This is a genomic window from Staphylococcus sp. 11262D007BW (genome assembly GCF_053547815.1).
In genome coordinates this window covers 1,860,852-1,887,735 of sequence record NZ_JBPWPJ010000001.1, presented here as the reverse complement: position 1 = coordinate 1,887,735, position 26,884 = coordinate 1,860,852, and the positions used below count along the sequence as shown (strand labels likewise).

20 protein-coding genes and 1 pseudogene are annotated in these 26,884 nt (G+C 36.6%); 15 read left to right on the top strand and 6 right to left on the bottom strand.

Translation table 11 applies throughout. The annotated features are described in order from the left end of the window. Positions 1-561: 561 nt before the first annotated feature. The gene (ltrA, locus tag ACEE93_RS09260; protein WP_449156580.1) at positions 562-1,848 is read left to right on the top strand and encodes a group II intron reverse transcriptase/maturase; all 1,287 of its coding nucleotides are present in this window, start codon (positions 562-564) and stop codon (positions 1,846-1,848) included. Positions 1,849-2,199: 351 nt separating this feature from the next. Here the strand turns inward: ltrA and ACEE93_RS09255 are convergent, their stop codons facing one another. From ACEE93_RS09255 to ACEE93_RS09245, 3 genes are all read right to left on the bottom strand, one after another. Next, complete coding sequence (locus ACEE93_RS09255; protein ID WP_449155223.1) at positions 2,200-3,132, bottom strand: hypothetical protein; 933 nt, start codon at positions 3,130-3,132, stop codon at positions 2,200-2,202. Between the two features lie 229 nt (positions 3,133-3,361). Next, on the bottom strand, positions 3,362-4,534 hold the full coding sequence (locus ACEE93_RS09250; protein WP_449155224.1) for a peptidoglycan DD-metalloendopeptidase family protein: 1,173 nt from the start codon (positions 4,532-4,534) through the stop codon (positions 3,362-3,364). Between the two features lie 282 nt (positions 4,535-4,816). Then, positions 4,817-5,713, bottom strand: a complete 897-nt coding sequence (locus ACEE93_RS09245) for a fructose bisphosphate aldolase (protein WP_449155225.1) — start codon at positions 5,711-5,713, stop codon at positions 4,817-4,819. Positions 5,714-6,158: 445 nt separating this feature from the next. On the opposite strand from ACEE93_RS09245, the gene ACEE93_RS09240 reads away from it, so the two are divergent. The 5 genes from ACEE93_RS09240 (at position 6,159) to ACEE93_RS09220 (ending at position 12,773) form a co-directional block, all read left to right on the top strand. Continuing rightward, entirely contained in the window at positions 6,159-8,948 is a 2,790-nt protein-coding gene (locus ACEE93_RS09240; protein ID WP_449155226.1) for a type I restriction endonuclease subunit R, read from the top strand. Between the two features lie 91 nt (positions 8,949-9,039). Continuing rightward, complete coding sequence (locus tag ACEE93_RS09235) at positions 9,040-9,621, top strand: restriction endonuclease subunit S (protein ID WP_449155227.1); 582 nt, start codon at positions 9,040-9,042, stop codon at positions 9,619-9,621. Beyond that, a complete protein-coding gene (locus ACEE93_RS09230; protein ID WP_449155228.1) occupies positions 9,621-11,177 on the top strand; it encodes a type I restriction-modification system subunit M in 1,557 nt (518 codons plus the stop codon). Before ACEE93_RS09235 ends, ACEE93_RS09230 begins: the two co-directional genes overlap by 1 nt. Then, entirely contained in the window at positions 11,170-12,423 is a 1,254-nt protein-coding gene (locus ACEE93_RS09225) for a restriction endonuclease subunit S (RefSeq protein WP_449155229.1), read from the top strand. Before ACEE93_RS09230 ends, ACEE93_RS09225 begins: the two co-directional genes overlap by 8 nt. A 161-nt stretch (positions 12,424-12,584) precedes the next feature. After that, entirely contained in the window at positions 12,585-12,773 is a 189-nt protein-coding gene (locus ACEE93_RS09220) for a hypothetical protein (protein WP_449155230.1), read from the top strand. 544 nt (positions 12,774-13,317) lie between these two features. Here ACEE93_RS09220 and ACEE93_RS09215 read toward each other — a convergent pair. Then, positions 13,318-13,551, bottom strand: coding sequence for a hypothetical protein (locus tag ACEE93_RS09215; RefSeq protein ID WP_449155231.1), 234 nt, complete (start codon positions 13,549-13,551; stop codon positions 13,318-13,320). Positions 13,552-13,979: 428 nt separating this feature from the next. Here ACEE93_RS09215 and ACEE93_RS09210 point away from each other — a divergent pair, with 428 nt between their 5' ends. Further along, positions 13,980-14,447, top strand: coding sequence for a pyrimidine dimer DNA glycosylase/endonuclease V (locus tag ACEE93_RS09210; protein ID WP_449155232.1), 468 nt, complete (start codon positions 13,980-13,982; stop codon positions 14,445-14,447). A gap of 70 nt (positions 14,448-14,517) precedes the next feature. Here the strand turns inward: ACEE93_RS09210 and ACEE93_RS09205 are convergent, their stop codons facing one another. Further along, positions 14,518-15,471, bottom strand: coding sequence for a ketopantoate reductase family protein (locus ACEE93_RS09205; RefSeq protein WP_449155233.1), 954 nt, complete (start codon positions 15,469-15,471; stop codon positions 14,518-14,520). 316 nt (positions 15,472-15,787) lie between these two features. Here ACEE93_RS09205 and ACEE93_RS09200 point away from each other — a divergent pair, with 316 nt between their 5' ends. From ACEE93_RS09200 to ACEE93_RS09185, 4 genes and pseudogenes are all read left to right on the top strand, one after another. Continuing rightward, positions 15,788-17,020 (top strand): ArgE/DapE family deacylase, encoded by a 1,233-nt coding sequence (locus tag ACEE93_RS09200; protein ID WP_449155234.1) that lies wholly within the window; start codon positions 15,788-15,790, stop codon positions 17,018-17,020. Between the two features lie 211 nt (positions 17,021-17,231). After that, on the top strand, positions 17,232-18,632 hold the full coding sequence (locus ACEE93_RS09195) for an MFS transporter (protein ID WP_449156520.1): 1,401 nt from the start codon (positions 17,232-17,234) through the stop codon (positions 18,630-18,632). A gap of 139 nt (positions 18,633-18,771) precedes the next feature. Continuing rightward, the gene (locus tag ACEE93_RS09190) at positions 18,772-19,389 is read left to right on the top strand and encodes a CadD family cadmium resistance transporter (protein ID WP_449155236.1); all 618 of its coding nucleotides are present in this window, start codon (positions 18,772-18,774) and stop codon (positions 19,387-19,389) included. A gap of 18 nt (positions 19,390-19,407) precedes the next feature. Next, positions 19,408-19,754 (top strand): annotated as a pseudogene (locus ACEE93_RS09185) (ArsR/SmtB family transcription factor). Positions 19,755-19,817: 63 nt separating this feature from the next. Here ACEE93_RS09185 and ACEE93_RS09180 read toward each other — a convergent pair. Further along, positions 19,818-21,164 carry an alanine/glycine:cation symporter family protein gene (locus ACEE93_RS09180; protein WP_449155238.1) on the bottom strand — a complete coding sequence of 449 codons (1,347 nt, stop codon included), beginning with the start codon at positions 21,162-21,164 and terminating at the stop codon, positions 19,818-19,820. A 211-nt stretch (positions 21,165-21,375) separates the two neighbouring features. On the opposite strand from ACEE93_RS09180, the gene ACEE93_RS09175 reads away from it, so the two are divergent. The 4 genes from ACEE93_RS09175 to ACEE93_RS09160 all read left to right on the top strand — a co-directional run bounded on the left by ACEE93_RS09175 (position 21,376) and on the right by ACEE93_RS09160 (position 26,724). Continuing rightward, positions 21,376-22,680 carry an anaerobic C4-dicarboxylate transporter family protein gene (locus ACEE93_RS09175; RefSeq protein WP_449155239.1) on the top strand — a complete coding sequence of 435 codons (1,305 nt, stop codon included), beginning with the start codon at positions 21,376-21,378 and terminating at the stop codon, positions 22,678-22,680. A gap of 280 nt (positions 22,681-22,960) precedes the next feature. After that, a complete protein-coding gene (locus ACEE93_RS09170) occupies positions 22,961-24,565 on the top strand; it encodes a xylulokinase (protein ID WP_449156519.1) in 1,605 nt (534 codons plus the stop codon). Positions 24,566-24,667: 102 nt separating this feature from the next. Next, positions 24,668-25,354: a 2,3-diphosphoglycerate-dependent phosphoglycerate mutase gene (locus ACEE93_RS09165; protein WP_449155241.1), complete on the top strand. Its 687-nt coding sequence runs from the start codon at positions 24,668-24,670 to the stop codon at positions 25,352-25,354. 422 nt (positions 25,355-25,776) lie between these two features. Next, a complete protein-coding gene (locus ACEE93_RS09160) occupies positions 25,777-26,724 on the top strand; it encodes a mechanosensitive ion channel (protein ID WP_449155242.1) in 948 nt (315 codons plus the stop codon). The last annotated feature ends 160 nt before the right edge of the window (positions 26,725-26,884 follow it).

The following is a 26,884-nucleotide window of genomic DNA, read 5'->3' as shown; positions in this document are numbered from 1 at the left end:
ATTAAAGGTAAAATCCACGTGGATTGAGCAATCAATCACGTGGATTTTTTGTAGTGCGCCCGGCATGGGTAACATCTTGACGGTGAAAGTCCGTTACAGGCTTGGTAGTAGGAACTGTTAGCGAAGGACAAGGGTGTCCACTGCGAAGTGGAATCTGAAGGAAGTCGGACGCAAACACTCGCACTGACGAACAGAAACATCATACTAAGGCTATGTAGAATGGATGAATCTGCTATACAAGATAAAGTCCTATACTACCCGAGTTCTATATAGTAAATGATGTGGTGACATGAGTGGAAAGAGGTTACACCTTACCCGGGGAGGTCTCATAAGCGATTCGTAGAATCGTAGTAACAACGAATTATGAGAAATCAGCAGAAGTCATAGTAGGTATAAACATATCGAAGGACTGAACAATATTAAATACAAAGTAAAGAATGGAGGTTATAGATTTACGGTGTGCAGAAAACGGTTTATACCGGCAACTTATAGAAAGATAAGTAGTGGAACGAAAAAAGGATATATAAGTGTGTACAGTAAATCTTAGGTGAAATGAAAGAAATGTATCGTGAGTCTCCATCTTTGATGGAACTTGTTGTAAGACCAAACAACATTGAAAAAGCAATTAAGAAAGTGAGAAAGAACAAAGGTGCACCTGGAATTGATGGTATGAGTGTTAGTGACTTGAATAGGCACTTCTCGCAGTACTTTCCTCAAATTCGAAAGAAACTGCTTGATGGTACATACAAACCACAAGCAGTAAGGAAAGTTGAAATCCCAAAATCAAATGGGAAAAAACGAGTGTTGGGTATTCCTGTCGCAAGAGATAGAGTTATCCAACAAGCCATTAAACAAGTCATTGAACCTAAAATTGACCGTACATTTTCAAATCACAGTCATGGTTTCAGACCAAATCGTAGTACAGGTACTGCATTGAAGCAATGTGCATTATACTATGAAGAAGGTTATTCAGTCGCAGTCGACTGCGACTTAAAACAATGTTTTGATATGTTAAATCATGACAAGTTAATATATCTATTTGAGCGTCATATCCAGGATAAAACTATTTCTAAGTTCATTCGTAGAAGTCTACAAGTTGGTGCCATTGACCTCAATGGTAACTACAAGAATAAAGAAATCGGTGCACCGCAAGGTGGCGTTATATCGCCGCTATTATGTAACATCTATCTGCATGAATTAGATAAAGAACTGGAAAAACGTGGACATCGTTTTATTCGCTACGCTGATGACTTCGTCATCTTTGTGCGTTCAAAACGAGCAGGCCAACGTGTTATGGAGAGTGTGACAAAATTCATCGAAAAGGATCTTAAACTTATTGTAAATAAGGAAAAGAGCAAGGTAGGTGCAGTCACACGTTTAAAGTTCTTGAGTTGTCTAATGACCAAAGTAAATGGCATTTATCGTTTCAGACCGACTATGGAAGCAAAAAGAAGTTTAAAACGCTCCTTAAGACGCCTAACGAAACGAAATAGACCAGGTACCTTCAGACAGATTATAACAGAAATCAATCAAGTGACTCGAGGGTGGATAAATTATTTTGGTAGAGGGTTTATTAAAGGCTTTTTAACAAAAGTACAATCATGGCTAAACCGTCGTATTAGACAACTGATTCTTAAAAGATGGAAGAAAACGAAAACAAAATACAAAATGTTACGTAAATATGGACTTGACCATGATAGCGCAATGAGAGTTTCACAATCACGTAAGAAGTATTGGCGACTCTCAAGTGTAAAAGAAGTCCATCGTGCGCTTACAACAAAACAACTCTACGAGTGGGGACTAATACCTTTAGTCCACCTCGCAGAGCTGGCTTACGCAAGATATTGAACCGCCGTGTACGGAACCGTACGCACGGTGGTGTGAGAGGACGAATAACCAAATAATGGTTATTCTCCTACTCGATTCTGAAGCAAATAAAAATAAAACAAAGAATATAAAAGGAATAATACCAAACGACCGAACCCAAATATGATTATGACCTGTAATTTCAGGAAGGAGAAAATGAATCAAAGCGGTGACAATGAGTAGTATTAAATAAAAGACCTTTTTCTTGTTCATAAAGTGATCCTCATTTCTTTAACGGTAATTCACTATTTCTCAAGATATTTCCAATGTATCAGTTTTCTACCACTTTGTCCCAAACTTTTGGATGGAAACTAAATGATTTTGATTGATGAATTAGTCGTTTGGGTTTGTTGCTTCATCTGATGTTGCTTCACTGTTTTTTTGTGTTTGAGGCTCTGGTTTTTCCATTTTTCCTTGCGTTTGAGGCGCTGGTTCCTCAGATTGTTCCTGAGTATTGTCTGCTTCTGGTGATGCTACTTCTGATGCTACTTCTGATGAAGTTGTTGCTTCTGTCTCTGGCTCATTTTGTGTTTCGCTATCATCGGCTTGTGGTTCGGTTTCTTGGTCTGTGTCATTATCTTCGTTTGGTGAAGGTGCTGCACTATGACCAGATCCTAGTATTTGATTAACTAAACGCTGATTAGCTAGGCCGTCATTTTCTGAAAAAGCATTTGGATGTTCTTGTTCATATTGTGCTAACTTATTGTAAGCTTTGGGTTGATACTCTTTAATCAACGGTGTATCTAATTTATTTACAATTAGCGGACTGTTTAAATAACCCTTAGCTCTTGTTCTTTTTTGTTCTTCAGTTTCATTATTGTAGTAGTCTAAAATTTCACCTGAATACGCATCAACAATCGCTTGCGTGGGGACAGGCGTAACATTACCTTTACTTGTAAAATCAACCGCTATTTTGTCGTCAGTGCTTTGTTGTGCATTGTATTTAATATCATACATTGCGCTACTAGTATTATTTTTTACAATTTCCTCAGCTTGTTCAGGTGTGATTTTACTTTGTTGGGTAGTTCTGTTTTGATAACCCGTGTTAGCTTGCTGGTTGTTATTATCATTTATTGTCTTTTCTTTGTTATTTTGATTACTATTATTATTTGCCGTTTCTTCTGTATTATTTTGATTGCTATTATTATTTGCCATTTCTTCTTTGTTATTTTGATCACTATCATTATCGCTGTTTGTATCATTGTTGAAACTACAAGCACTTAGCAATAATACTGTCGTAAGTGATAATGTCAAAAATTTGTTCATTATACATTCTCCTTAAATACATTTAAAAAATACCTTTCAAACAATATTATACTAGATTTTACTTTAATTAAAAACATTGTAAAGTTATTGTTATACAGAAAATGGATGACAATTATTTTAAAAATAGATGTATTTTCGTATGTCTCATACCATCAGAATAATAAATGAATGCACAAAAAAATCCCCAAAATCAATGAAATGATTTTGGGGATATTAATAAAATTAAATATTATCCTTGTTGATTAATATATGGGTTAGGGTCAACTGAGTATTCGTTACCAATACCACCGCTCATACGTTGGAAGTGAAGGTGTGGGCCAGTTGAGTTACCAGTACTACCTGATAATCCGATTTGGTCACCAGCTTGAACTTGGTCACCTTCTTGAACGTTTAATGAGTTCATGTGCATATACCATTGATATTTGTCACTGTTTTCTTCTTGAATTGTAACTTGGTTACCGCCGCCGTAGTTGCTCCAACCACTTTGTACGACTGTACCATCAGTTAATGAATAAACAGGTGTATTTTCAGGCATTGCATAGTCTACACCGTAGTGAGCGCCACCGCCATTGTATTGACCATATGGTTGAACTTGGTCATAGTTTGATAACCAGTTTGATGATGCAGTTTGGTTATCGTTAGATGATTGTGTTGCAGCTTGGTCGTTAGTTGACGCTTGTGATGAAGATTGTGCTTCACTTGAAGTTTGTGTTGTTTCTTGAGTGTTATTTGACGCTTGAACATTGTTTGATGAAGCGTTAGTTGTATTTGTTGAGTTCACTTCAGGTGCTTGAGTTGCTGTTGGTTGTGCTTGTGCTGTTTGATCTGTTGTATTATTAGTCATTGCACCTTGATTTGCTGTATTTTGAGCTACTTCACCAGTTGATGCTGTATTTTGTGTAGCTTGAGTTGTATTGTCTTGAGCTGGTGTAGCTTGTTGTGCATTGTTATTACCTGATTGTTCATTGTTGTACATGTGGCTTTGGTTTACTTCAGGATTGTAACCATGTGCTTGAACATCTTGGTGTGATTGGTTTGCAGCGTAGCTATTATCTTCATATTGTGAATGTTGTTGGTTATTCACAACTGCAGCACCTTGGTTACCATAGTTTTGAATTGGGAAATAGAAATAATGTGTATGTCCTTCGTTGTCAATAAGATAGAAATAATATTCTTGATTGTCGAACATATCTTGTGTCCAGTTTCCATCTAATGTGTGGTGATAGTCACCATTTATATCTGTAGTAATTTCACCGTAATGAAATAAGTCGTTCATGTTTTGTGTAGCGATTTGTGCGTAAGCAGGTTGTTCAGTTTGTTCACTTGCATTAGCATCTTGAGCGATGAAACCTGCAGCACCTAATGATAAAGCGATTGTTGAGACGCTTAATAATTTTTTCATTCTTAAAGTCCTCCTCGTTTTTATCTGTTTAGTACTCTAACATCTTTTAACGCGAGAAAGAACCTTTCAGATATGATTTTAATCACTCAGTAAAATTTTAATCGTTTCTGTAATATTTCCGACAATTTGATAATGCGCTTGGTTGAGAGGGTGAAAAGGGGTACAACTGTTCGGCTAAATGTGAAATTGTAATGTTTTGATACATAATAAAGGTTTTAATGTAAAAAAAGACTAGGACAACAAAAAAGAACCCGAGACAGTTTGCCTCGGGTTAATGTCGTATTATGCATCTACTTTATTAACAGACGCATCGTAAATTGAATCGATTGTATCACCTAAGATTTTATCGAATTCTTCATCTGATTGACTTACACGTAAGTCATTGATTAATGCGCGTGAGAAGCTTGCGATGATGTTTTTATTTGTTTTAAGTACTTCGTTTGCATGTTCGCGGCTATAACCACCTGATAATGCTACAACGCGTACTACATTTGGATGATCAGCAAGTTCCTCGTATTGGTTAGCATTTGTAGGAATTGTTAATTTAAGCATGACATATTGATCATCTTTTAACTCATCTAAATGCGCTTTAATTTGTTCTGTTAAATATTCTTCAATTTCAGCTTTGTTTTCAGCTTCAATATTCACTTCTGGTTCGATAATTGGTACTAAATCACGTGCAATGATTTGTTTAGCGATATCGAATTGTTGTTCAACGACTTTGTCGATACCTTCTTTATTGAATTCAAGAATGTTTGAACGCATTTTTGTACCGAAGATTTTGTGGTCATTCGCACGTACAAGTAATTCATCTAAATCTGGAATAGGTTTCATTAATTGAACACCGTTTTGTTGTTCAGCTAAGCCTTTGTCAATTTTTAAGAAAGGTACAATACCTTTGTCTGCTAAATAATCACCTGTATGCTTACCTTCAACTTCACGATCCATTGTTTGTTCGAAAAGAATCGCGCCAATAATTTTATCAGATGAGAATGATGGAGATGTCACAATACGTGTACGCATTTCGTGTACTAAGTTGAACATTTCATCATCATTTTGATATTGATCTTCTTCAACGCCGTAACCACGTAGCGCTTTAGGAGTACTACCACCACTTTGGTCTAGAGCTGCAATAAAACCTTTGCCGTTTTTGACTTTATCAAATTGTTCTTGATTCATAATTTCACTCCTCAATTTTAGTTACCTACAACCTTAGTATGCCTAAAATAAAGGCATCATTCAAATAATTTAGATAGAATGTGAAAAAATTATAAAGATTAAGAGATGAGTGATAAATCATTCAACTTTAATGTAGAAATACAATGAGTAAGGACTTATAATTAAGAAAAGTATGGAAATGTGGAGGGTATTTGATGGGAATATTTCGAAACAAAAAGAAGAAAAAAGACTCTAAATTACTCGAAAGAATTGATATTACGCTCTCCATGCCGGATATACTAATCTCTTTGGTGAGAGGGATAAAAAATCTATTTTAATGAGGCTCAATTTTTAAATAGATAAATTGAATGAACCTATGATTGAAAAAACTGTTTTATGTTATATTTATATTGTGAACGTTCAAGTGATACATAGTAATGAGATAAAGAAATAAAGGGGAATAATGATGGCTAAGCAAAGTGAATATGCACTTGAGAATGAAGTGCTACAACAATTAGAAAGTTTAGGGTATGAACGTGTGACCCTTCATGATGTTGAGGCTTTGTATGATAATTTAAGAACAATTATTAATGAACGTCATATGGATAAGTTAGAGGGGAAACCTTTAACAGATAATGAGTTTCAACGATTATTAACAGATATTAATGGAAAATCTGTATTCGATAGTGCGATGCAACTGCGAGATCGTTATATTCTTCGTAGGGATGATGAGACGGTTGTTTCGATTGAGTTAATGAACACGAAAAAATGGTGTCAAAATAAGTTTCAAGTGACGAATCAAATTAGTGTGAAAGATAAATATAAAAGTCGTTATGATGTGACGATTTTAATTAATGGCTTGCCAGTGACGCAAATAGAATTAAAGCGTAGTGGCGTGGCGATTTCTGAAGCATTTAACCAAATTGAGCGATACCGTAAACAAAATTTTACGGGACTCTTCCGCTATCTGCAGCTATTTGTGGTTAGTAATAAAGTAGAAACACGTTATTATGCGAATAGTGACCGTGAAATTTTGAAAGCACACATGTTTTATTGGACAAATGAGAAGAATGAACGTATCAATTACCTTAAAGATTTTATTGATGACTTTTTAGAACCATGTCATCTTGCGAAAATGATTAGCCGTTATATGATTGTTAATGAAACAGATAAGATATTGATGGCATTGCGCCCATATCAGGTCTATGCGGTTGAGGCGATTCTTAATCGAGCGTTAGAGACGAATAATAATGGATATATATGGCATACGACAGGAAGCGGTAAGACGTTAACGTCGTTTAAAGCGAGTCAATTGTTATCGCAAGAGGAAGACATTAAAAAAGTGATTTTCCTCGTGGACCGTAAAGACTTAGACAGCCAAACCTTGGCAGAATTTAATAAGTTCCAGGAAGATTCGGTGGATTTTACCGATAATACGAAAAAGTTACTCAAACAATTAGGGGATCCTTCACAACATCTTATTGTGACCACGATTCAAAAGATGTCGAATGCGGTGAAGTCTGGCCAAGATGTAATGGAACGTTATAAACAAGATAAAGTGGTGTTTATCATCGATGAGTGTCACCGAACGCAATTTGGAGATATGCACCGTGCTATTAAGCTACACTTCCAAAATGCGCAGTACTTTGGTTTTACAGGGACACCGCGTTTTGAAGAAAACAAAAGTCAGGATGGCCGTGCGACTGCGGATATTTTTGATAAATGTTTACATCACTACCTAATTAAAGATGCGATACGCGATGGTAACGTGCTTGGATTCTCTGTTGAATACAATCAGACGTTTAATACTAAAGAAGAGATAGATGAAGATTATGTCGATAAAATTAATACGGCAGAAGTGTGGATGGAACCGCAGCGTCTTCAACTTGTGGCAGAACACATTGCTGCGAACTATTCGAAAAAGACGCATCAAGGTAAGTATACGACGATGTTTACAGTTCAAAGTATTCCAATGGCTGTAGCGTATTATGATATTTTCCAAAAGTTCAAACAAGAAGGTAAACATGATTTGAATGTCACAACGATCTTTACGTATCAAGCGAATGAAGATACGCATGAAGAGGAGCATTTCGAACATTCTCGTGAGATACTCGATCGTGTAATGAAAGATTATAATGAAGCATTTGGTACAAATTATGATACGGATCATTTTGATGGTTATTTCTCAGATGTTTCAAAACGCATGAAAGCAGTGGTACCTGGCGAGAAAATAGACATTCTAATTGTAGTGAATATGTTCCTCACAGGGTTCGATAGTAAAAAGTTGAATACATTATATGTTGATCGTAACTTAAAGCATCACGACTTGATTCAAGCATATTCTAGAACGAATCGTATTGAAAAAGAAACAAAACCTTATGGGAATGTAGTGTGCTATCGCGATTTGAAAAAACAAACCGATGAAGCGATTGAGATTTTCTCACAAACTGATAATACCGATACGGTACTCAGCTTGTCGTACGAAGAGTATTTAGCTGCGTTCAAAGAGATTTTACAACACGTTTATCAACTTGCGCCGACACCGTTTGATGTTGATCAATTAGAATCCGAAGAAGATCAAAAGTCATTTGTTGAATGGTTTAGAGAATTGTCGAATACACTTGTGAAGCTTAAAACCTTTGATGCATTTGAGTTTACGGAAGAGATGTTGAATATTTCGGAACAAACGTACGAAGATTATAAAGGTAAATATCTTGCTATCTATGAACAAGTGGTACGTCGTGATCGGAATACAGATAAGGGTACGTCCATTTTGGATGATATCGACTTTAAAATTGAATTGATGCGTAACGATGTTATTAATGTGAAATATATTATGGATTTAATTGGCCAAATCAACCTCTCTAACAAAGCAGAACGAGATGAAAAACGTCGCCAAATCCATCAATTATTAGATAAAGCTGATGATGAACAATTACGCTTAAAAGCAGATTTAATTCGTCAATTTATTGATAATGTCGTGCCATCACTACAAAAAGATGCAGACATTAATGAAGCTTACTACGATTATGAAGAACAAGAAAAACAAAAAGAAATTGATCAATTTGCGGATCATCAGGCGTTGTCACCATTGTTAGTCAATGACATCGTCAATGAATATGAATATAGTGGTAATATTGACCGTAGACAAGTTCGAAACAACATCAAAGGGAACTTGATCCAACGTAAGAAAACAACAGATAAAGTCGTGCAATTTGTAGAAGATACCGCAGAAAAATATAGTTACGTGGAATAATTTTCGAAAAACTCTTGTATTTTTACTTTACTACAAGAGTTTTTTGGTATACAATACATTTGTAGTAAATAAAAAATACAAAGAGGGGGCTATGACGATTGACAGTTTAGTCACTTATACCAATGGGTCGTTATTGAAGCGCCTGGAAGCTGAAGCTACACCGGATGGGATACCTGTTCCCATTTATGACCATACGATGATGTTGCACGATAAGGGACAATTTCAACCGACACCACATGAACCTAAGTACATACAACTACCTGAAACGCACAAAGGAAAAATAGTCCACGCAGGTCAAATTGTGATGAATATGATGACCAGTGAGTGTGTCATCGTTAGCGAAGCGCATAGTGGCAGTCTATTACCGTATAATTATACGTTAATTGAAGTGGATGAAACGCGACTAGATCGCCACTACCTTGTTTACTGGTTCAATGCGTCACCTTCAGCACGTGCGCAATTTAAACAATTTATGCAAGGCGGCTCACTTGTTAAAAAACTGACGCTTAGCCATTTGAAACAAATCAAAATTCAAGTACCATCACTTGAAAAACAACGACGCATTGGCCAACTTGCAGCGTATCGCCAACGTCAACACTATTTATATGAGAAGAAATATTATTTAATGAATCAATTATTAGCCGAACAATTACTAGGGGAGGAAGATGAATAATGTCAACAACTGAAAAACAGCGCGAACAACAAGCGGAACTACAAAAGAAACTATGGAGCATTGCCAATGATTTACGAGGTAATATGGATGCGAGTGAATTTAGAAATTATATTCTAGGATTAATATTCTATCGCTTTTTGTCCGAAAAGACCGAACAAGAGGTAGCCGACCTTTTAAGTGAAGATGACATTTCATACGAAGAAGCATGGGAAGATGAGGAATATCAAGAAGCGATTAGCGAAGAGTTAATTCAATCAATCGGGTTTATCGTTAAACCAGACGAATTATTTAGCCATTTAATACGTAAAATTGAAAACCAAACCTTCGACATTGAAGACTTACATCGTGCAGTAAACCATATTGAAGAATCAACACGTGGGGAAGAGAGTGAAGATGACTTTAACCATCTATTTGCTGACATGGACTTACACTCAACGCGATTAGGTAATACCAATGCGGCACGTACTAAGTTGATTGCGAAAGTGATGATGAATATTAGCACATTACCATTTGTGCATAGTGATATGGAAATCGACATGTTAGGCGATGCATACGAATATTTAATCGGTCAATTTGCGGCGAATGCAGGTAAAAAGGCGGGCGAATTCTATACACCACAACAAGTGTCAAAAATTCTCGCAAAAATTGTGACAACAGGTCGTCAAGATTTGAAAAATGTATATGACCCAACTTGTGGTTCAGGCTCACTGTTATTACGTGTCGGACGTGAAGCGAATGTGCGTCACTATTATGGACAAGAATACAACAACACAACATTCAACCTTGCACGTATGAACATGTTATTACACAACGTGAACTACCAACAATTCACAATCGATAATGGTGATACATTAGAAGATCCAGCCGTGAAAGATGAACGATTTGAAGCGGTCGTTGCTAATCCACCATATAGTGCCAAATGGAGCGCTGACCCTTCATTTATGGACGATGAACGTTTCAGTAATTATGGTAAATTAGCACCAAAATCTAAAGCTGACTTTGCCTTTATTCAACATATGATTTATCACCTAGACGATAACGGCACAATGGCAGTTGTGTTACCGCATGGTGTTTTATTCCGTGGGGCAGCAGAAGGTAAAATTCGTCGTTACTTAATTGAAGAAAAGAATTATCTTGATGCTATCATTGGTTTACCAGCGAACCTTTTCTTTGGGACAAGCATTCCAACAAGTATTTTAGTATTTAAAAAATGTCGTCAAGAGGACGATAGCGTGCTATTTATCGACGCATCTCAATCCTTCGAAAAAGGTAAAAATCAAAACCATTTATCCGATGAAGACGTTGATAAAATTGTCGATACGTATCGTAATCGTGAAACAGTTGATAAATTTAGCTACAATGCCTCACTTAAAGAAATTGAAGACAATGATTACAATCTTAATATTCCAAGATACGTTGATACCTTTGAAGAAGAGGAACCTGTAGATCTCGACCAAGTGCAACAAGATCTTAAAGACATTGATAAAGAAATTGAAGAAGTTGAAGCTGAAATCAACGACTACCTGAAAGAGTTAGAGGTGTTGAAGCATGAGTGAGCCGAAAACAAACGTTCCTGAACTACGTTTCCCAGAATTCACAGGAGAATGGGAAGAGAAAAAGTTGGGGGATATTAGTAATCGTGTAAAAAGAAAAAATTTAAATTTAGAGTCTAAAAAACCATTAACTATTTCAGGTCAATTAGGGTTAATAGATCAAATAGAATATTTTAGTAAATCGGTGTCGTCCAAAAATTTAAGTAATTATACTTTATTGAAAAAAGGAGAGTTCGCATACAATAAAAGTTACTCTAATGGATATCCCTTAGGTGCGATAAAACAATTAACAAGGTATGATCAGGGAGTATTATCTTCTTTGTATATATGTTTTGACTTTATAAATGAAGTTAACAAAAGCATGATGAGACAATATTTTGAAACTAATAAATGGCATAAAGGGGTTTCAAGTATTGCAGTTGAAGGAGCTAGAAATCATGGTTTATTAAATATTCCAGTAAATGATTTTTTTAGTATTAAATTATCTATACCTAGTAATTCAAATGAACAAGAGAAGATTGGTGCGTTTTTCTCTAAGTTAGATAAACAGATTGAGCTTGAAGAGCAGAAACTTGAATTGTTAGAGCAACAAAAGAAGGGATATATGCAAAAGATTTTCTCTCAAGCATTGCGATTCAAAGATGAAAATGGTAATGACTATCCAGAGTGGGAAGAGAAGAAATTAGGAGAAATAGGAGATACTTATACTGGACTATCTGGTAAAACAAAGAAAGATTTTGGTTATGGAAATTCATATTTTATAACTTATAAGAATGTTTTTAAAAACACGATTGCTGAACCAGATATGATTGAACAGGTTAATATCGATAAAAACGAAAAGCAAAATGAAGTACATTATAAAGACATATTTTTTACTACTTCTTCTGAAATACCAGAAGAAACAGGTATGAGTTCGATATGGCTTTATAAACAAAAAAATATTTATTTAAACAGTTTTTGTTTTGGTTTTCGTGTGACATTTAAGGATGTTGAGCCAATTTATTTAGCTAGGTTTTTGAGAAATGAAGAAATGAGAAGAAGGATAACCATTCTTTCACAGGGATCAACAAGGTTTAATGTTTCTAAAAAGGAAATTATAAAGTTGAAAATTAAGATACCCACTTTAGAAGAACAAATTAAAATAACAAAGTTATTTAATCGTATAGATTCTCTTATTGAAAAACAAGCTTCTAAAATTCAACATCTCAAACAACGTAAACAAGGGTTGCTTCAAAAGATGTTTATATAATGACTAAGTGGATGGGGAGTGTGCCTCATCCATTTTTTAATAACTTATCACTTCTTCTACACTTAAGTATAATAGATCTTCATTTAGGAACTGATACACGCAACAAAGAAGAGCTTTGTTATAGTGAGGAAAGAATAACGACTCGTGTGAGAGGTGTTCATATGGAAAATTCGCTTTTATGGAAGGCTAAGTTTATTCCTGTTTACTTTATCGTAGCGCTGTTAAATATCGTAATATTTAAATTTTACATTCAAACTGACAATATCGCAGTGTATTATATATCCGTATTCTGTGCAGCGATGGGTATAGCGTCTATCATTTATAATGCAAAGTTCCGTCATAAATCGTGATGGATATGTATAAGATGTTACTTATTAAAATAAGTGTATACTGTATAATAGAGAGCCTTCACCTCGGTCAAAGGGAAGGCTCTTTTCGGTGACATCACTACCGAATTCAATAAAAAAATACCTCAGGATGCATAATGGAACAGTAAAGGGAAGCTCCATTATGCAAATTGTACTTTATGAGCGAACGAGTCAGTTGTTAAGTGTCTTAGAGGTTAGATATAGTGCGCACTATGAGAGGCTCACTGAACATGGCTGTAGACTGACGGTCGTTCGTGATGGAAAGCCTTAACCATCATGATGATAGATTAGACATCAATGAACACTGACTTACAATCATTTAATGTACTACATTCAGAAGGTAAAATATGAATTAAATGTTTGTAATACCTGATTTGGCCTATTTTTATTCGTATTTTAATTTGGTTCATTGATAATACATCTATCATCAGTTGATGTTGCAAAAGTACAAACGCAGCGCATCAATAATTTATATTAAATGAGTAGTATAGGGCTCATTATACGTACTCAATTAATTCACGAGTGACTAAGAAGATGCTTTAATCTTAATTGAGACATCATTTTCGCTTTTGAGTAAAAATCCTACATCCATATGAGGGTTGATTTGATTTTGTTTCATATACGAAAAGTAATCGATGAGTGGGACGTCGAATTGTGTATCTTTATCGAGTAGACGTTTCATTTCATATGTGTTCAATGAAGGTTTAATCATCAATCTTGGATAAAAGAGTGAGGGTAAAGCAGGGTAAATAAGTTTCATGATGTCGTCCTCCTAGATGTTTACTAAAATCAAAATTAAATTGAAATCCAAATTTGCCATACAAGATAATAGAGTTACTATGATGAAAAGATATTAAATAACTTTTGATATGTTTATTATATACTATGTGTAAAAAAATGCAACAACTTTTTCTGAAAAATCTAAAATAGTTCAATAGAAGTTACAAATGTTATTAATTTTTACTGTTTATGTTGTTTTTTTACAGATAAAGGTTGTGATATAAAGTATTAATGCTCTGGGAAATCGATGAACGGTGTCCCAAAAGCAGGATTTTCGGCAGAAAGTTCACGATTCGCCAAAATTTGAAAAACAATTTTAGCTTTTCGTTCACTTCTGCTCAAATCCTGAACGCTTTTGTCCCAACCTTGTATAGATATGCAAGGGGATTGAATAAGGAGGAATGATTAATGCAATTATTTAGAGTGAGTTCGGATCATGAAGTGAGTGCGCGTTTTTTAGATAATCGTCGCTTGTCAAAGCAAGTATTGGAGTTATATCAAATTATTCGAGTCTGTTTAGCGGAAATGGGCGTAATTGAGGGAAATACGCGTTATTTGTCTCATCCAATTGTGAAACATGCTTATAATGATGGGCAGCCTTATTTATTGGATATGATGCGTTTATTAACTGTTATGGATCGTGAACATTTGAGACGCGGGGGACAACGTTCGGATACATTTAAAGCAGACTTGGCAGAGTTGAGACATATTGTTTTAGGCTTGAATGACATTAATACACAGCCATTGCCACCTTATTTTGTATATGGCAAAGAAAAGATTGAAGGGGAGGCGGCTTATGAGCGTTATCGAATGCTGTTATATGATAAATGGCAACAGGACAAAATAGCGCCGCGCTGTGGATGGAGAGCCTCATAAAAATAAAAAAGATAGGAACAGTGATTGACCAACTGTCCCTATCCTTATGAGCCTTTTTTCTAACCTCTGATTAAGTAATAGGTTGATCGTATTCGATATGACCCATTTCAAATTGATGCATTAAAAGAGTATATGCACTGTTATGTGGCGATGATATGCCAGCTTCATGGGCATATGCTGCAACTTGGCCGTTAAGATAATCAACTTCTGTATAGCGCTTGCTTTGAAGATCTTGATGCATAGACGGATAGTGCGCGCCTTGTTGTTCGATTGAATATGCATTTTCGATATTTTGAATAATCGTCTCACCATTTAGATGAACACCTTTTGTTTTCGCAATTTCAACGTTTTCTTCTACGAGTGCTTTTACTAGTTTAGGTGCAACTGAATTAAGACTAAATTCGTGAATGGTTTTGTTAAATAATGCACATAATGGATTTAACACACAGTCCAATGTGACTTTAGACCATACTGTTTGCATAATGTCAGTACTTACCTTTGCATTAAGTTGTGCATCGTTAAATATATGGACTAAGTCGAATGCACGTTGGTCTAAAACATTATCTGCGCGTTGTAAAATGATGTTTCCATCTCCGGATAATTGGACTGCTCCAGGTTTCGTTAGTTGCGCAGTCCACATAGTTACACCTAAGAAGATGTTTTCAAGTGGAATGATTTGAGATAGTCGTTCTTCGTGACCTAAGCCGTTCATGACAGATAACACCATTGTCTCTTTACCTATAGCGTTGTTGTCATGTAGTGTTTGAACCATTTTTTCAGCGTCCATTGCTTTCGTTGCAAGGATGATGATGTCATAAGGTTCATGTGCGGCATTAGGTGTGGTAATTTGAAGAGTCAACGTCGTTGTTTGATTGTCCTCATGTACCACGAGCCCATTTTGACGAATAGCGCTAATATGCGGTTCCCAGTCATCCACCAATGTAATAGAATAATTTGCGCGTGTAAGATGGAGTGCAATACGGCAGCCAATAGCACCTGCACCGGCGATTAAAATTGTTTTCATAACTAACTCCTTGATTTTAGGCCAAATCAGGTGATCAAATTATAAGTTAAATAAAATATTAGGTCAAGAAAAACTTTTAAAATGTGTCATTTTTCTGCTAAATGGCTATTTTCTTACGAATGCAATTAGTATGCTAAGCTAACTGAAAATGCTATAATAAACGGTGGCATTTCATATAAAAATATAATTTCAGAAGAATTTGTGTTTCATTTATAAAATGAGAAGGGTACATAAATTTTGAAGGCTCTAGATAGTCATTTAAAGACGACCTAACCTCAAATCATTGAACACAAATTGAAAGAAAGGATGGGGACAGATGAGTGTATTTACAGATGAAGACAAGATTAAAATTTTAGAAGACCTTGTTGGTATGAAAACTGTAAACGATAATGAAATTGAAGTATGTCATTATTTACAAGATTTATTCAAACAGCATGGTATTGAATCACAGATTGACCCTATTAATGACACACGTGCAAATTTAATTGCGACAATTGGTGAAGGGAAACCGGTATTAGGTATTTCTGGTCATATGGATGTCGTATCAGAAGGTGACAAAGAGGATTGGACATACGACCCATTTACATTAACAGAAGATGATGGTTACCTTTACGGTCGTGGTTCAGGAGACATGAAATCTGGACTTGCGGCACTTGCTATTTCATTAATCGAAATTAAAGAAAGTGGCCAATTAAAACAAGGTACAATCAAGTTCATGGCAACATCTGGCGAAGAAATGGAACAAAAAGGTTCAGAACAATTGTACAATAAAGGTTATATGGACGAAGTAGATGCATTAGTAATCGCAGAACCTTCAGAAACAACAATTGTGTATGCACACAAAGGTTCAATGGACTTCTGCATTACATCAAAAGGTATTTCTTCACATAGTTCAATGCCTGTATTTGGCCGCAACAGTATTATTCCACTCGTTCAATTTATCCAAAATATTGATAAAGAATATAGTGACATCATCGAAAACACAACTTATGAAAAATTAGACTTTGACAGTTTCTGTAAAGCATTAGGAGAACAATTCCCTGATATTCCTAACTTTGAACAAGCTAAGAAAGTATTAGCAGGTTTAGTGATCAACAACACTTTAATTAGTGGTGGCGACCAAGTTAACTCAGTGCCTGCTAAAGCGAAAGCAGACTTTAACATCCGCACTGTACCTGAGTACAATAACGATGATGTTAAAGCGTTATTCCAAAAACATCTAGATAAAATCAATGATCAAGGTTATGACTTATCATCAGATATTTATTTAGATTTAGAACCTGTCTTAACAACAGGTGACAACAGCTTAATCAAAATGGCACATGAACTTGCTAAAGAAAAATTAGAAAACAGTGTCATTATTTCACCTACAGTCGGTGTTACAGACGCATCTAACTTATTACGAGATAAAGGTGAAGACTTCCCACTTATGGTATTTGGTCCAGGTGAACGTCCACACCAAGTTGATGAACGCGTGAAAAAAGATTCATACTTCACATTCATTGACTTATACCAAACATTATTCACAAATTATCTTAATGAAGCATAAACTGTAAAAATAAAATATCAATAAACCAAGATTTAACGTCAGTGAATGACTTAATGGATGCTTGAGCGATGAACGTTGATTGGAAGCATTTATCTTCCGACAGCGATTCATTGTTCGCATCCCTTTTTAAATTTACTAAAGGGTGCTTTTATAACATATAAATAAAGCGCTTTCTTAAAAAATCTAGAGAAAAAGAAGGCAATGATTAAAAATGAAAGCAAATCGTTTTGAAGGTAATGGAAAGTTATTAATAGGGATTGTATTTGGGGTTATTACATTTTGGTTGTTTGCGCAATCCTTAGTCAACGTTGTTCCAACTTTAACGAGTGAATTTGATGCGAATTATGGGTTAATTAATGTTGCGGTCAGTGTGACGGCACTCTTCGCAGGGATGTTTGTAGTTGGTGCTGGTGGTCTAGCTGATAAATATGGCCATGTTAAAATGACCTACTTAGGTTTGAGTTTGAGTATTTTAGGTTCGCTAATTGTGATGATTTGGCCGAACATCTACTTATTTATTATCGGGCGCATGATTCAAGGGCTATCAGCTGCATTTGTTATGCCAGCCACATTATCAATTATTAAAGCGTATTATCATGGCAGAAAACGCCAAGCTGCACTGAGCTATTGGTCTATTGGTTCATGGGGCGGCGGTGGTGTTGCCTCATTCTTTGGCGGAATGACAGAGACATTTCTTGGATGGCGTTGGATTTTTGTTATTTCTATTATTGTGGCCATTATTGCGATGCTCTTAATTAAAGGAACGCCTGAAGTGCCTAGACAAAAATCTACCATTTTCCAACATTTTGATCTCATCGGTTTAATTTTATTTTTAGTGGCTGTACTTTCAATTAATATTGTGATTACACAAAGTTCAGAGTACGGTTTATTCTCACCATTTATTTTGACATTTATTGGTTTGTGTATCCTTAGTGTGATAGGATTTATCATTTTAGAACGACACCGGACCAGTCCACTCGTGGATTTTGAAATTTTTAAAGATAAAGGGTATACCGGAGCGACGGTTTCTAACTTTTTAATGAACGGTGTTGCCGGTACCTTAATTGTAGGTAATACCTTTGTACAAGAGGCGATGGGATTTTCTTCAGCACAAGCGGGACTGCTTACTGTTACATACCTCGTTACGGTGCTTGCGACGATTCGCGTCGGCGAGAAAATCTTGCAACATCTTGGTGCTGGTAAACCAATGATGATTGGTACCGCACTCAACATGATCGGTATTTTACTGATTTCTTGTGCCTTTTTACCATCATTTTGGTATGTGATTGCGTGTGTCGTTGGCTATTTTATTTACGGTATCGGTTTAGGCTTTTATGCGACGCCTTCAATGGATACCGCCATTGCCAATACGCCTGACGAAAAGGTGGGCATGGCATCTGGTGTATATAAAATGTCCTCTTCACTAGGTAATGCCTTTGGTGTGGCGTTATCTACGACGCTCTATGCAATCGGTAAAGCTTCCTTCAATATGGAAGTCGGTGCAATGTTTGGGTTATGGCTTAACGTATTAATGGCACTGATTGCCTTTGTGATTGTGATGATAACGATTCCTAAAAACCAAGGTATGATGCCTAATGATGGTCAATCATAACATAACATGATAACAATTAAGCTCAATTGCTCACGAATCTGTGAGTGATTGGGCTTAATTTGTGTCATCTCGATGTAAGGGTTAGTTAAGAGGAATTATGATATAATACATTCAAAAATACTTTTGAATGAGGTGCGCTATGTTTCAAACGATTATCACTGCTGCGATCCTTTATATTGCAACGGCAGTTGATTTGTTAGTCATTTTGTTAATCTTTTTTGCTAGAGCGAAAACGACCAAAGCGTATAGAGACATTTATATCGGACAGTATGTCGGGTCTATTACGTTAATTCTGATTAGTTTATTTTTTGCTTTCGTCCTTAATTATGTACCTGAAAAATGGATTTTAGGTTTACTAGGGTTAATTCCCATTTATTTTGGGTTAAAAGTAGCCATTTACGATGATTGTGAAGGGGAAGAAAGAGCCAAGAAGGAATTAAACAAAAAAGGACTGTCGAAATTAGTAGGCACAGTTGCTTTAGTGACCATCGCAAGTTGCGGTGCGGACAATATCGGGTTATTTGTTCCTTATTTTGTGACTTTAAATGTATCTGAATTGATTGTGACTCTCCTTGTGTTTCTCGTGTTAATTTTTGTTTTAGTGTTTACAGCACAACAATTATCTGCCATTCCTGGCGTAGGAGAGGTGGTTGAAAGGTTCAGTCGCTGGATTATGGCTATTGTCTACATTGGATTAGGGTTATTCATTATTATTGAAAATAACACCATTCAAACAATCATCGGATTTTTATTTTAGATTGAGGAGGGATGGGCTGTGAGTGATAAAACGACATGTGATGTCATTTGTGTGCATGAAGATAAAGTGCATCGTGCTTTGAATTATTTGAATGAAGAGACGTCTCAACAGTTGATGGAGCTATTGCTAACCATTAATGACAAACATAAACTTAAAATTATGATGGCGTTAATGAAGGAAGAGGAACTATGTGTCTGTGATTTATCTGCTATATTGGGGATGAGTATTGCCTCGACCTCGCATCATCTACGCCTTTTGTATAAAAGGAAGTCCTAGATTTTTGTAGAAAGGGTAAGATGACGTATTACTCGATTAAAAATCATCATGTCGCGGCATTGCTGACACAATGCATGGCATCTCTTTAGATATAAAAATTGGGACACCAGCGAAGCGCCTTTGCGTCGAGGGTGTCCCAATTGCTTATTTAATTAGAGATAGTTTTTAAAGAAGTCACGAGTAAGTTGTTTTACTTTTGGTGCTAAAATGAGCACGGCAATAATGTTTGGAATGAGTACAATCGCAAGAGCTAGGTCTAATAAGTTCCATAATTGTGTGCCAACACCTACGGCACCAACGACAATCGCAATAATATAAATGGCTTTCATAATATGGCCTGCCGTTAATCCGAAAATAAATTCTGCCATTCTTGAACCATAAAAGATAATGACAATAATGGTTGAGAAGACGAAGAAAATCATAGCGATAGAAACAATCGCACTGCCTAAAGGACCGAATGACTCTTCAAACGCACGCGCTGTTAATGCGGCGGATTGTGCTTTAGCGTCAGGTTCTTCCCATACACCAGAAACAAGGACAACAAATGCAGTTGTTGTACAAATAACGAGTGTATCTACAATAATTTCACTAATGGCCCAAAAGGCTTGGCGCACTGGATGGTCTGTCTTGGCAGCCGCATGTGCAATGGGAGATGTACCTAAACCAGCCTCATTTGAATAAATCCCACGCGCAAAGCCCCAACGCACCGTCGTCGCAAGTGCTGCACCGAAACTACCACCAAGTGCCGCATCAGGACGAAATGCTTTTTCAAAAATCAGACCAATGACACTCGGTAGATGTTGAATATTCAGAATTATAATGACGAATCCTAATATTAAGTAAATACCGACCATAATCGGCACAATCATTTCTGTAAAGTTAGCGATACGTTTCACACCGCCAAAAACAACGAGTGCGGCGATAATCGCAATGACAACACCTGTGATGGTTGTGTTGACGTTAAACGTATCATGTACCGTAGTAGCTACAGAGTTCCCTTGAACCATGACACTCGGCACAATCTCTAACGCTAAAGCAAAAGCGAAAATAAGAGAGAAGATCATACCTAATTTGGCGTTTTTGAATCCTTTTTTCATATAATATGTAGGGCCGCCCACAAATTCTCCATCTTTATTTTGCTCACGATAATGCACACCTAATACATTTTCGCTATATTTTAACGCCATCCCGAAAAAGGCGATGACAATCATCCAAAAGACAGCACCCGGGCCACCCATCATAATGGCAGTCGGTACCCCCACAATATTCGCAGCCCCCACTGTAGAAGAAAGTGCTGACGTTAAGGCTTGTCTTGGTGTAATCGTTCCTTCTCCTTTAGGTTTGCGATTCACACTGCCAAAGGTTTGTTTCATAATCAAACCAAAATGGCGAAACTGCACGCCTTTTAAGTAAAACGTTAAAAATAAACTAGAACATAACAATAGTAGTACGAGCGGATACCCCCATAGCCAATCCGTAAATGCCACAATATAATCCATTCAATCATCTCCCTTTAGTATGTATTTTTATTCATTATAATGCAAAATAATGTATACTATCAATGATACAGGAAAATTGATTAAAAGAACAGAGATGTTCTTGCTTTAAAGGATTAACAAATTAGACATAAACAGTGAATAATGATGGATGAAAACGGGGAAAGAGTTATGTTAAAATATTCACATTAATAAATTGGAAAGAGGAAGAACAATGCTCCTGTTTATTTTGGAAATTATTCTAATGATCCTCGCAATTGTACTCGGTCTACGCACTGCGGGGGCATTAGGTTGTGGTATATTTGCGTTAGTCGCGCAACTCGTAATGATTTTTGGTTTTGGGTTACCTCCAGGGTCAGCACCTGTCACAGCCGTATTAATTATTTTGGCGATTGGTATTGCAGGGGGTACACTTCAAGCAACAGGTGGCATTGACTACCTGGTGCATATTGCGTCCAAAATTATTGAACGTTTTCCGAAGTCTATTATTTTTATAGCACCTTTTATTGTATTTATTTTTGTATTCGGTATTGGTACAGCCAATATCACATTGTCATTAGAACCAATTATTGCTAAAACAGCCATCAAAGCAAGAATCAGACCGAAAAAACCGTTAGTTGCATCTGTGTTGACGGCTAACTTAGCGTTACTTTGTAGTCCGGCTGCTTCAGCAACAGCATACATGATTTCAGAGTTTGCAGGCTTAGGATTTACATTAGGTCAATATTTATCCGTGGTCTTACCGACTGCCATTATTACGACCGTCTTATTAAGTTGCTTCATTACATTAGTGGGTCAGACTAAAATGACACCTCACGAAGCACAAACAATGAGTGTTCAAATCGAACAACCTGAAGAAAGACAAACTTCATTTCCAGTTCGTGTCAAAATTGGGGTGGCTTCTTTTATTGTGGCCGTGTTATGTATTTTAACGTTTGGTATTTTTCCAGACCTCAGCCCATCCTTCCAAGTAGATGGCGAAACGGTCACATTACAAATGACAGAATTAGTTCAATTATTTATGTACATGAGTGCGATGGTTAACTTATTATTGATCAAAGTAAAACCCAATCAAATTCTGTCATCTCATATTACACAAGCAGCGATTGGTGCCTTATTTGCGGTACTTGGACCAGGCTGGCTAGGTGCGACCATATTTAATGCGCCATCTAACCAGTCCATCATGGAAAATCAGATCGGTAGTCTTATCGACGCAGTACCATGGCTCATTATTATATTAGTTTCTTGTGTCACTATGATTGTTATTTCGCAATCTGCAACGGCATCTATTATGATTCCGATTATGTTATCGCTTGGTATTTCGCCAGCCTTTATTATGGGAATGGTGCAAACATTCAACGTGAACTTCGTTATTCCAGCACAACCAACCATTTTATTTGCTGTAGATGTGGACGAGACGAAATCCACACGCACGACAAGCTTTCTATTACCAGGCTTTTTCGGTATTGCAACTTCAGTCATTGTCGGCATGAGCATCAAAACACTATTAGGATTATAACTTGTCATACACAGAGTTGAGACAAGAGGTTGGGACAAAAGCGTTCAGGATTTGAGCAGAAGCGAGCGAAGAGCTAAAATTGTTTCTCAAATTTTGGCGAATCGTGAACTTTCTGCCGAAAATCCTGCTTTTGGGACACCGTTAATCGGTTTCCCAGAGCATTAATGCTTTATGTCCCAGCTCCTTATGTCTCAACTTTTTTTACGTCCATAAATTGCGAGGGCGAGTGTACTATATTATGATGAAATCAATGATGTGCGTATTAGAGGAGGGGATGGACATGAATACAGAAGCGATTGAAACATGGATTGAAAAGGGCCAAATAACAGTAGGTATTGAAATAGGATCGACGCGCATTAAAACCGTAGCAATCACGCCAGAGTGCCAAACAATCGCTACGGGTATCTTTGAATGGGAAAACCAATTTAAAAATGGTTACTGGACTTATGATTTAGATGAAATGTGGCACGGTATCCAACAAAGTTATGCAGACATGGCTAGAAATATAACAAAAACTTACCATCTCACATTAACACGTATCGCGTCGCTCGGGATTAGTGGCATGATGCACGGTTATCTTGTTTTTGATCAGGCAGGGACGTTGTTAGCGCCTTTTCGAACATGGCGAAACAATAATGCGAACCATGCTGCCGAACAGTTACGGACACTGTTTGAAGTGAATATTCCTGAACGTTGGAGTATTGCGCAACTTTATCAATCTATCTTAGATCAAGAGACGCATGTAAAAGATATTGATTTTATGACGACACTAGCAGGGTATGTTCATTGGCGTTTAACTGGCAAACGAGTGCTAGGCATTGGTGATGCATCGGGCATGTTTCCAATTGATAATACGACACATACCTATCGCAGTGATTTATGTGACACATTTAATCAACTGCTCAATCAGGCGGGCTATGCACAACATATCGAGGCAATATTGCCAGAAGTCTGTGTTGCAGGCGTCGAAGCAGGACAGTTAACCGAAGCGGGAGCACGGGCGCTTGACCCCACAGGACATTTATTAGCTGGTTGTCCATTATGTCCCCCGGAAGGAGACGCACAAACTGGAATGGTGGCCACAGATAGTACAGCACCTCGTAGTGGTAACGTGTCGGTGGGCACAAGTATTTTTGCGATGCTTGTACTCGAGCGTCCATTAAGTCAGATGTATCCAGATGTCGATATTGTCACGACCCCAGACGGCAATAACGTGGCAATGATTCATGCGAATAATGGCACATCTGAATTGGATCAATGGATGTCGCTATTTGGAGAAGTTTTCGATACGATGGGCATTACTTATCAAAAAGAAGCTCTTTTCACTAAATTATTAGAACGGTCATTAGAGGACACAACAGCGTTACCTCAATGGTTATCGTATGGTTATATTTCTGGAGAATTTATTACAGATGTGCCAACGGGTTATCCTGCGATGCTGCGTACACGTGAAGGGCATTTGAGTTTAACGGAGTTTATGCAAACACATTTAATGAGTTTATTCAGCACGTTGAAGATAGGCGTCGATCTTTTAGTCGATCAAGAAGACGTTCAATTAAATACGATTGTCGGTCACGGCGGATTATTTAAAACCCCAAACGTAGCACAATTTTACTTGGCCAACGCGTTAGAAAGTCCAGTACGCGTGATTGATACAGCAAGTGAAGGCGGCGCATGGGGCATTGCGGTATTAGCACGTTACCTTTTTGAAAGTGATCAGATTGATTTAACCACTTATCTTCATGAGCAAGTTTTTCAACAACAACGCGGGCATGTATATACGCCGAAAAAAGAAGATATTCAACACTTTCGAAAGTATGTCGAACGATTTAAAGCAGGATTGCCGATTCAACAAATGGCAAATGCCGCTTTTAAGGGAGATTAAACGTTAATAATATGATTAGTTTAAAGCGGTTCAGCAAAGTGGTAAACTACAATTGATATTACAAATGCAGATTGACTACATATAGAGAAAGGAAGTTGTATCATGCCAAAACTAATATTATGTCGCCACGGTCAAAGTGAATGGAATGCGAAAAATTTATTTACAGGATGGGCTGATGTTGATTTATCAGAACAAGGTATTGAAGAAGCCATTCAATCAGGACAAAAGTTAAAAGCGCAAGGGATACACATCGATGTTGCATTTACGTCATTACTCAAACGTTCTATTAAAACAACTTACCATTTATTAAATGAATCTGATCAATTATGGGTGCCAGTGCATAAAACTTGGCGCTTAAATGAAAGACACTATGGTGGGTTACAAGGGTTAAACAAAAAGGAAACGGCCGAGCAATACGGAGAAGACCAAGTTAAAATTTGGCGCCGCTCTTACGACGAACGTCCACCTGAACAAAGCGAAGAACAACGCCAAGCTTATTTAAAAGATCGCAAATATGAATTGTTAGATCGTCGCATCATGCCAGAAGGGGAAAGTTTAAAAGACACATTAAGCCGTGTCATCCCATATTGGAATGACCAAATTTCCCAATATTTATTAGACGGTCAAACCGTCTTAGTCTCAGCACACGGCAACTCCTTACGCGCACTCATCAAATTTTTAGAAAACATCTCAGACGAAGACATCGCCGACTATGAAATCAAAACAGGCGCACCACTCATATTCGAACTCGACAACCAACTCAAAGTCGAAAAAAGCTATTATGCATAATAAAGTGCGGACAATTGCGGTCAGGATTCGATGTGATTACGTGCACTTCGAACATAGTGAGATTGGTGCACGTTATGCATGCGAGCGAAGAGCGAGCAGGCGAACCATGATTATAAAAACTGTTAGTTTTAAATGGTTTCGTTATTGCTCGCGTTCCTACAGGCCTCTCATGCTCAAAATCATTTTAATTGATATGATCTCCTTAGCGTGAAGTATAGAGGGGGACGTTACGCTCTATACATTTAATACCTAAAGTGTAATGATTCGTTTAATCTGAAACGTTTAATTACAAACTATTTCGATATTGAAGTTAAACATAAAAGTTTTTCTAAAAAATTGTCGAGAATTTTTTAGATTAATGATTATACTAGTGCAACTCGGGTATGGAATATACCAAGTCATTAATTTAGGAGGTCAAACTAATGGGGAATATTATAAATTCTTTAATGGATGCATTAAATAGCATCATCGGATTTATTCCAAATTTAATTAGTGCGATTATTCTTTTATTAATTGCTTGGATTATTGCAGCGATCATTAAAAAAGTAATTGTTAAAGGTTTAGGCGCGCTAGGTTTCGAATCATGGTTACAAAAGAAAGGCTTAGTCGATCGAAATGATGGTCAATCTGAATCAGATGGCTTAATTAAAACTTTCGGAAAACTAGCTTATTTCTTAGTGTTCTTACTATTCTTACCAGCTATTTTTGATGCTCTAAAAATGGAGTCAGTTTCAAATCCTATTAGAAGCATGATGCAAAGCATTTTAAACTTTGCACCAAGAATTATTGTTGCGGTTATCATTTTAGTAATTGGTTTATTCATTGCTAAAATGTTAGGTACTTTAGTGAAAAACTTACTACAAAGTATCAATTTAAGCCGTTACAACCATTATGTGAACTTTGGTTCAGATAAAAACAGTATCGATTTACCAGTTGCAATTGGTTGGGTTATTTCAACAATTATTGGTTTATTCTTCTTTGTTCAAGCATTAAATACAGTGAACTTATCAGTATTAAACCAAATCGGTTCAGCAATTATCGGATACTTACCATTAATCATCTCAGCAGCAATTATTTTAGCTCTAGGTTTAATTGGCGGTAATTTACTTGCTAAATTCATCCGTAAATCTACAGGCAACAATATGCTAGCTGAAGTTGTAAGATTCGTATTAATCATTGTTGCTGTATTTATGACATTAGATCAATTAAACTTTGCACAAAGCATTGTTAACGTTGCTTTCTTATTAATTTTAGGTGCAGTTGCAGTAGCATTTGCAATCGCATTTGGTGTTGGCGGTAAAGAATTCGCTAAAAAACAAATGGAAAAATTATCTAATAAAATTGAGAAAGAAAACAACTCAAACCATTAATAATTAAGATGATATAAATTAGAGAATCGAGGTAAGGTGGTCCTTATCTCGATTCTTTTAATGTGATTACAAAATGTGAAGCAAAGCACTTTGGTTCCAGTAAAGTTGAGTAGCATAAAAAATAGCGGTTGTGACTTAGAGGTTGGTCGATTATCACAAC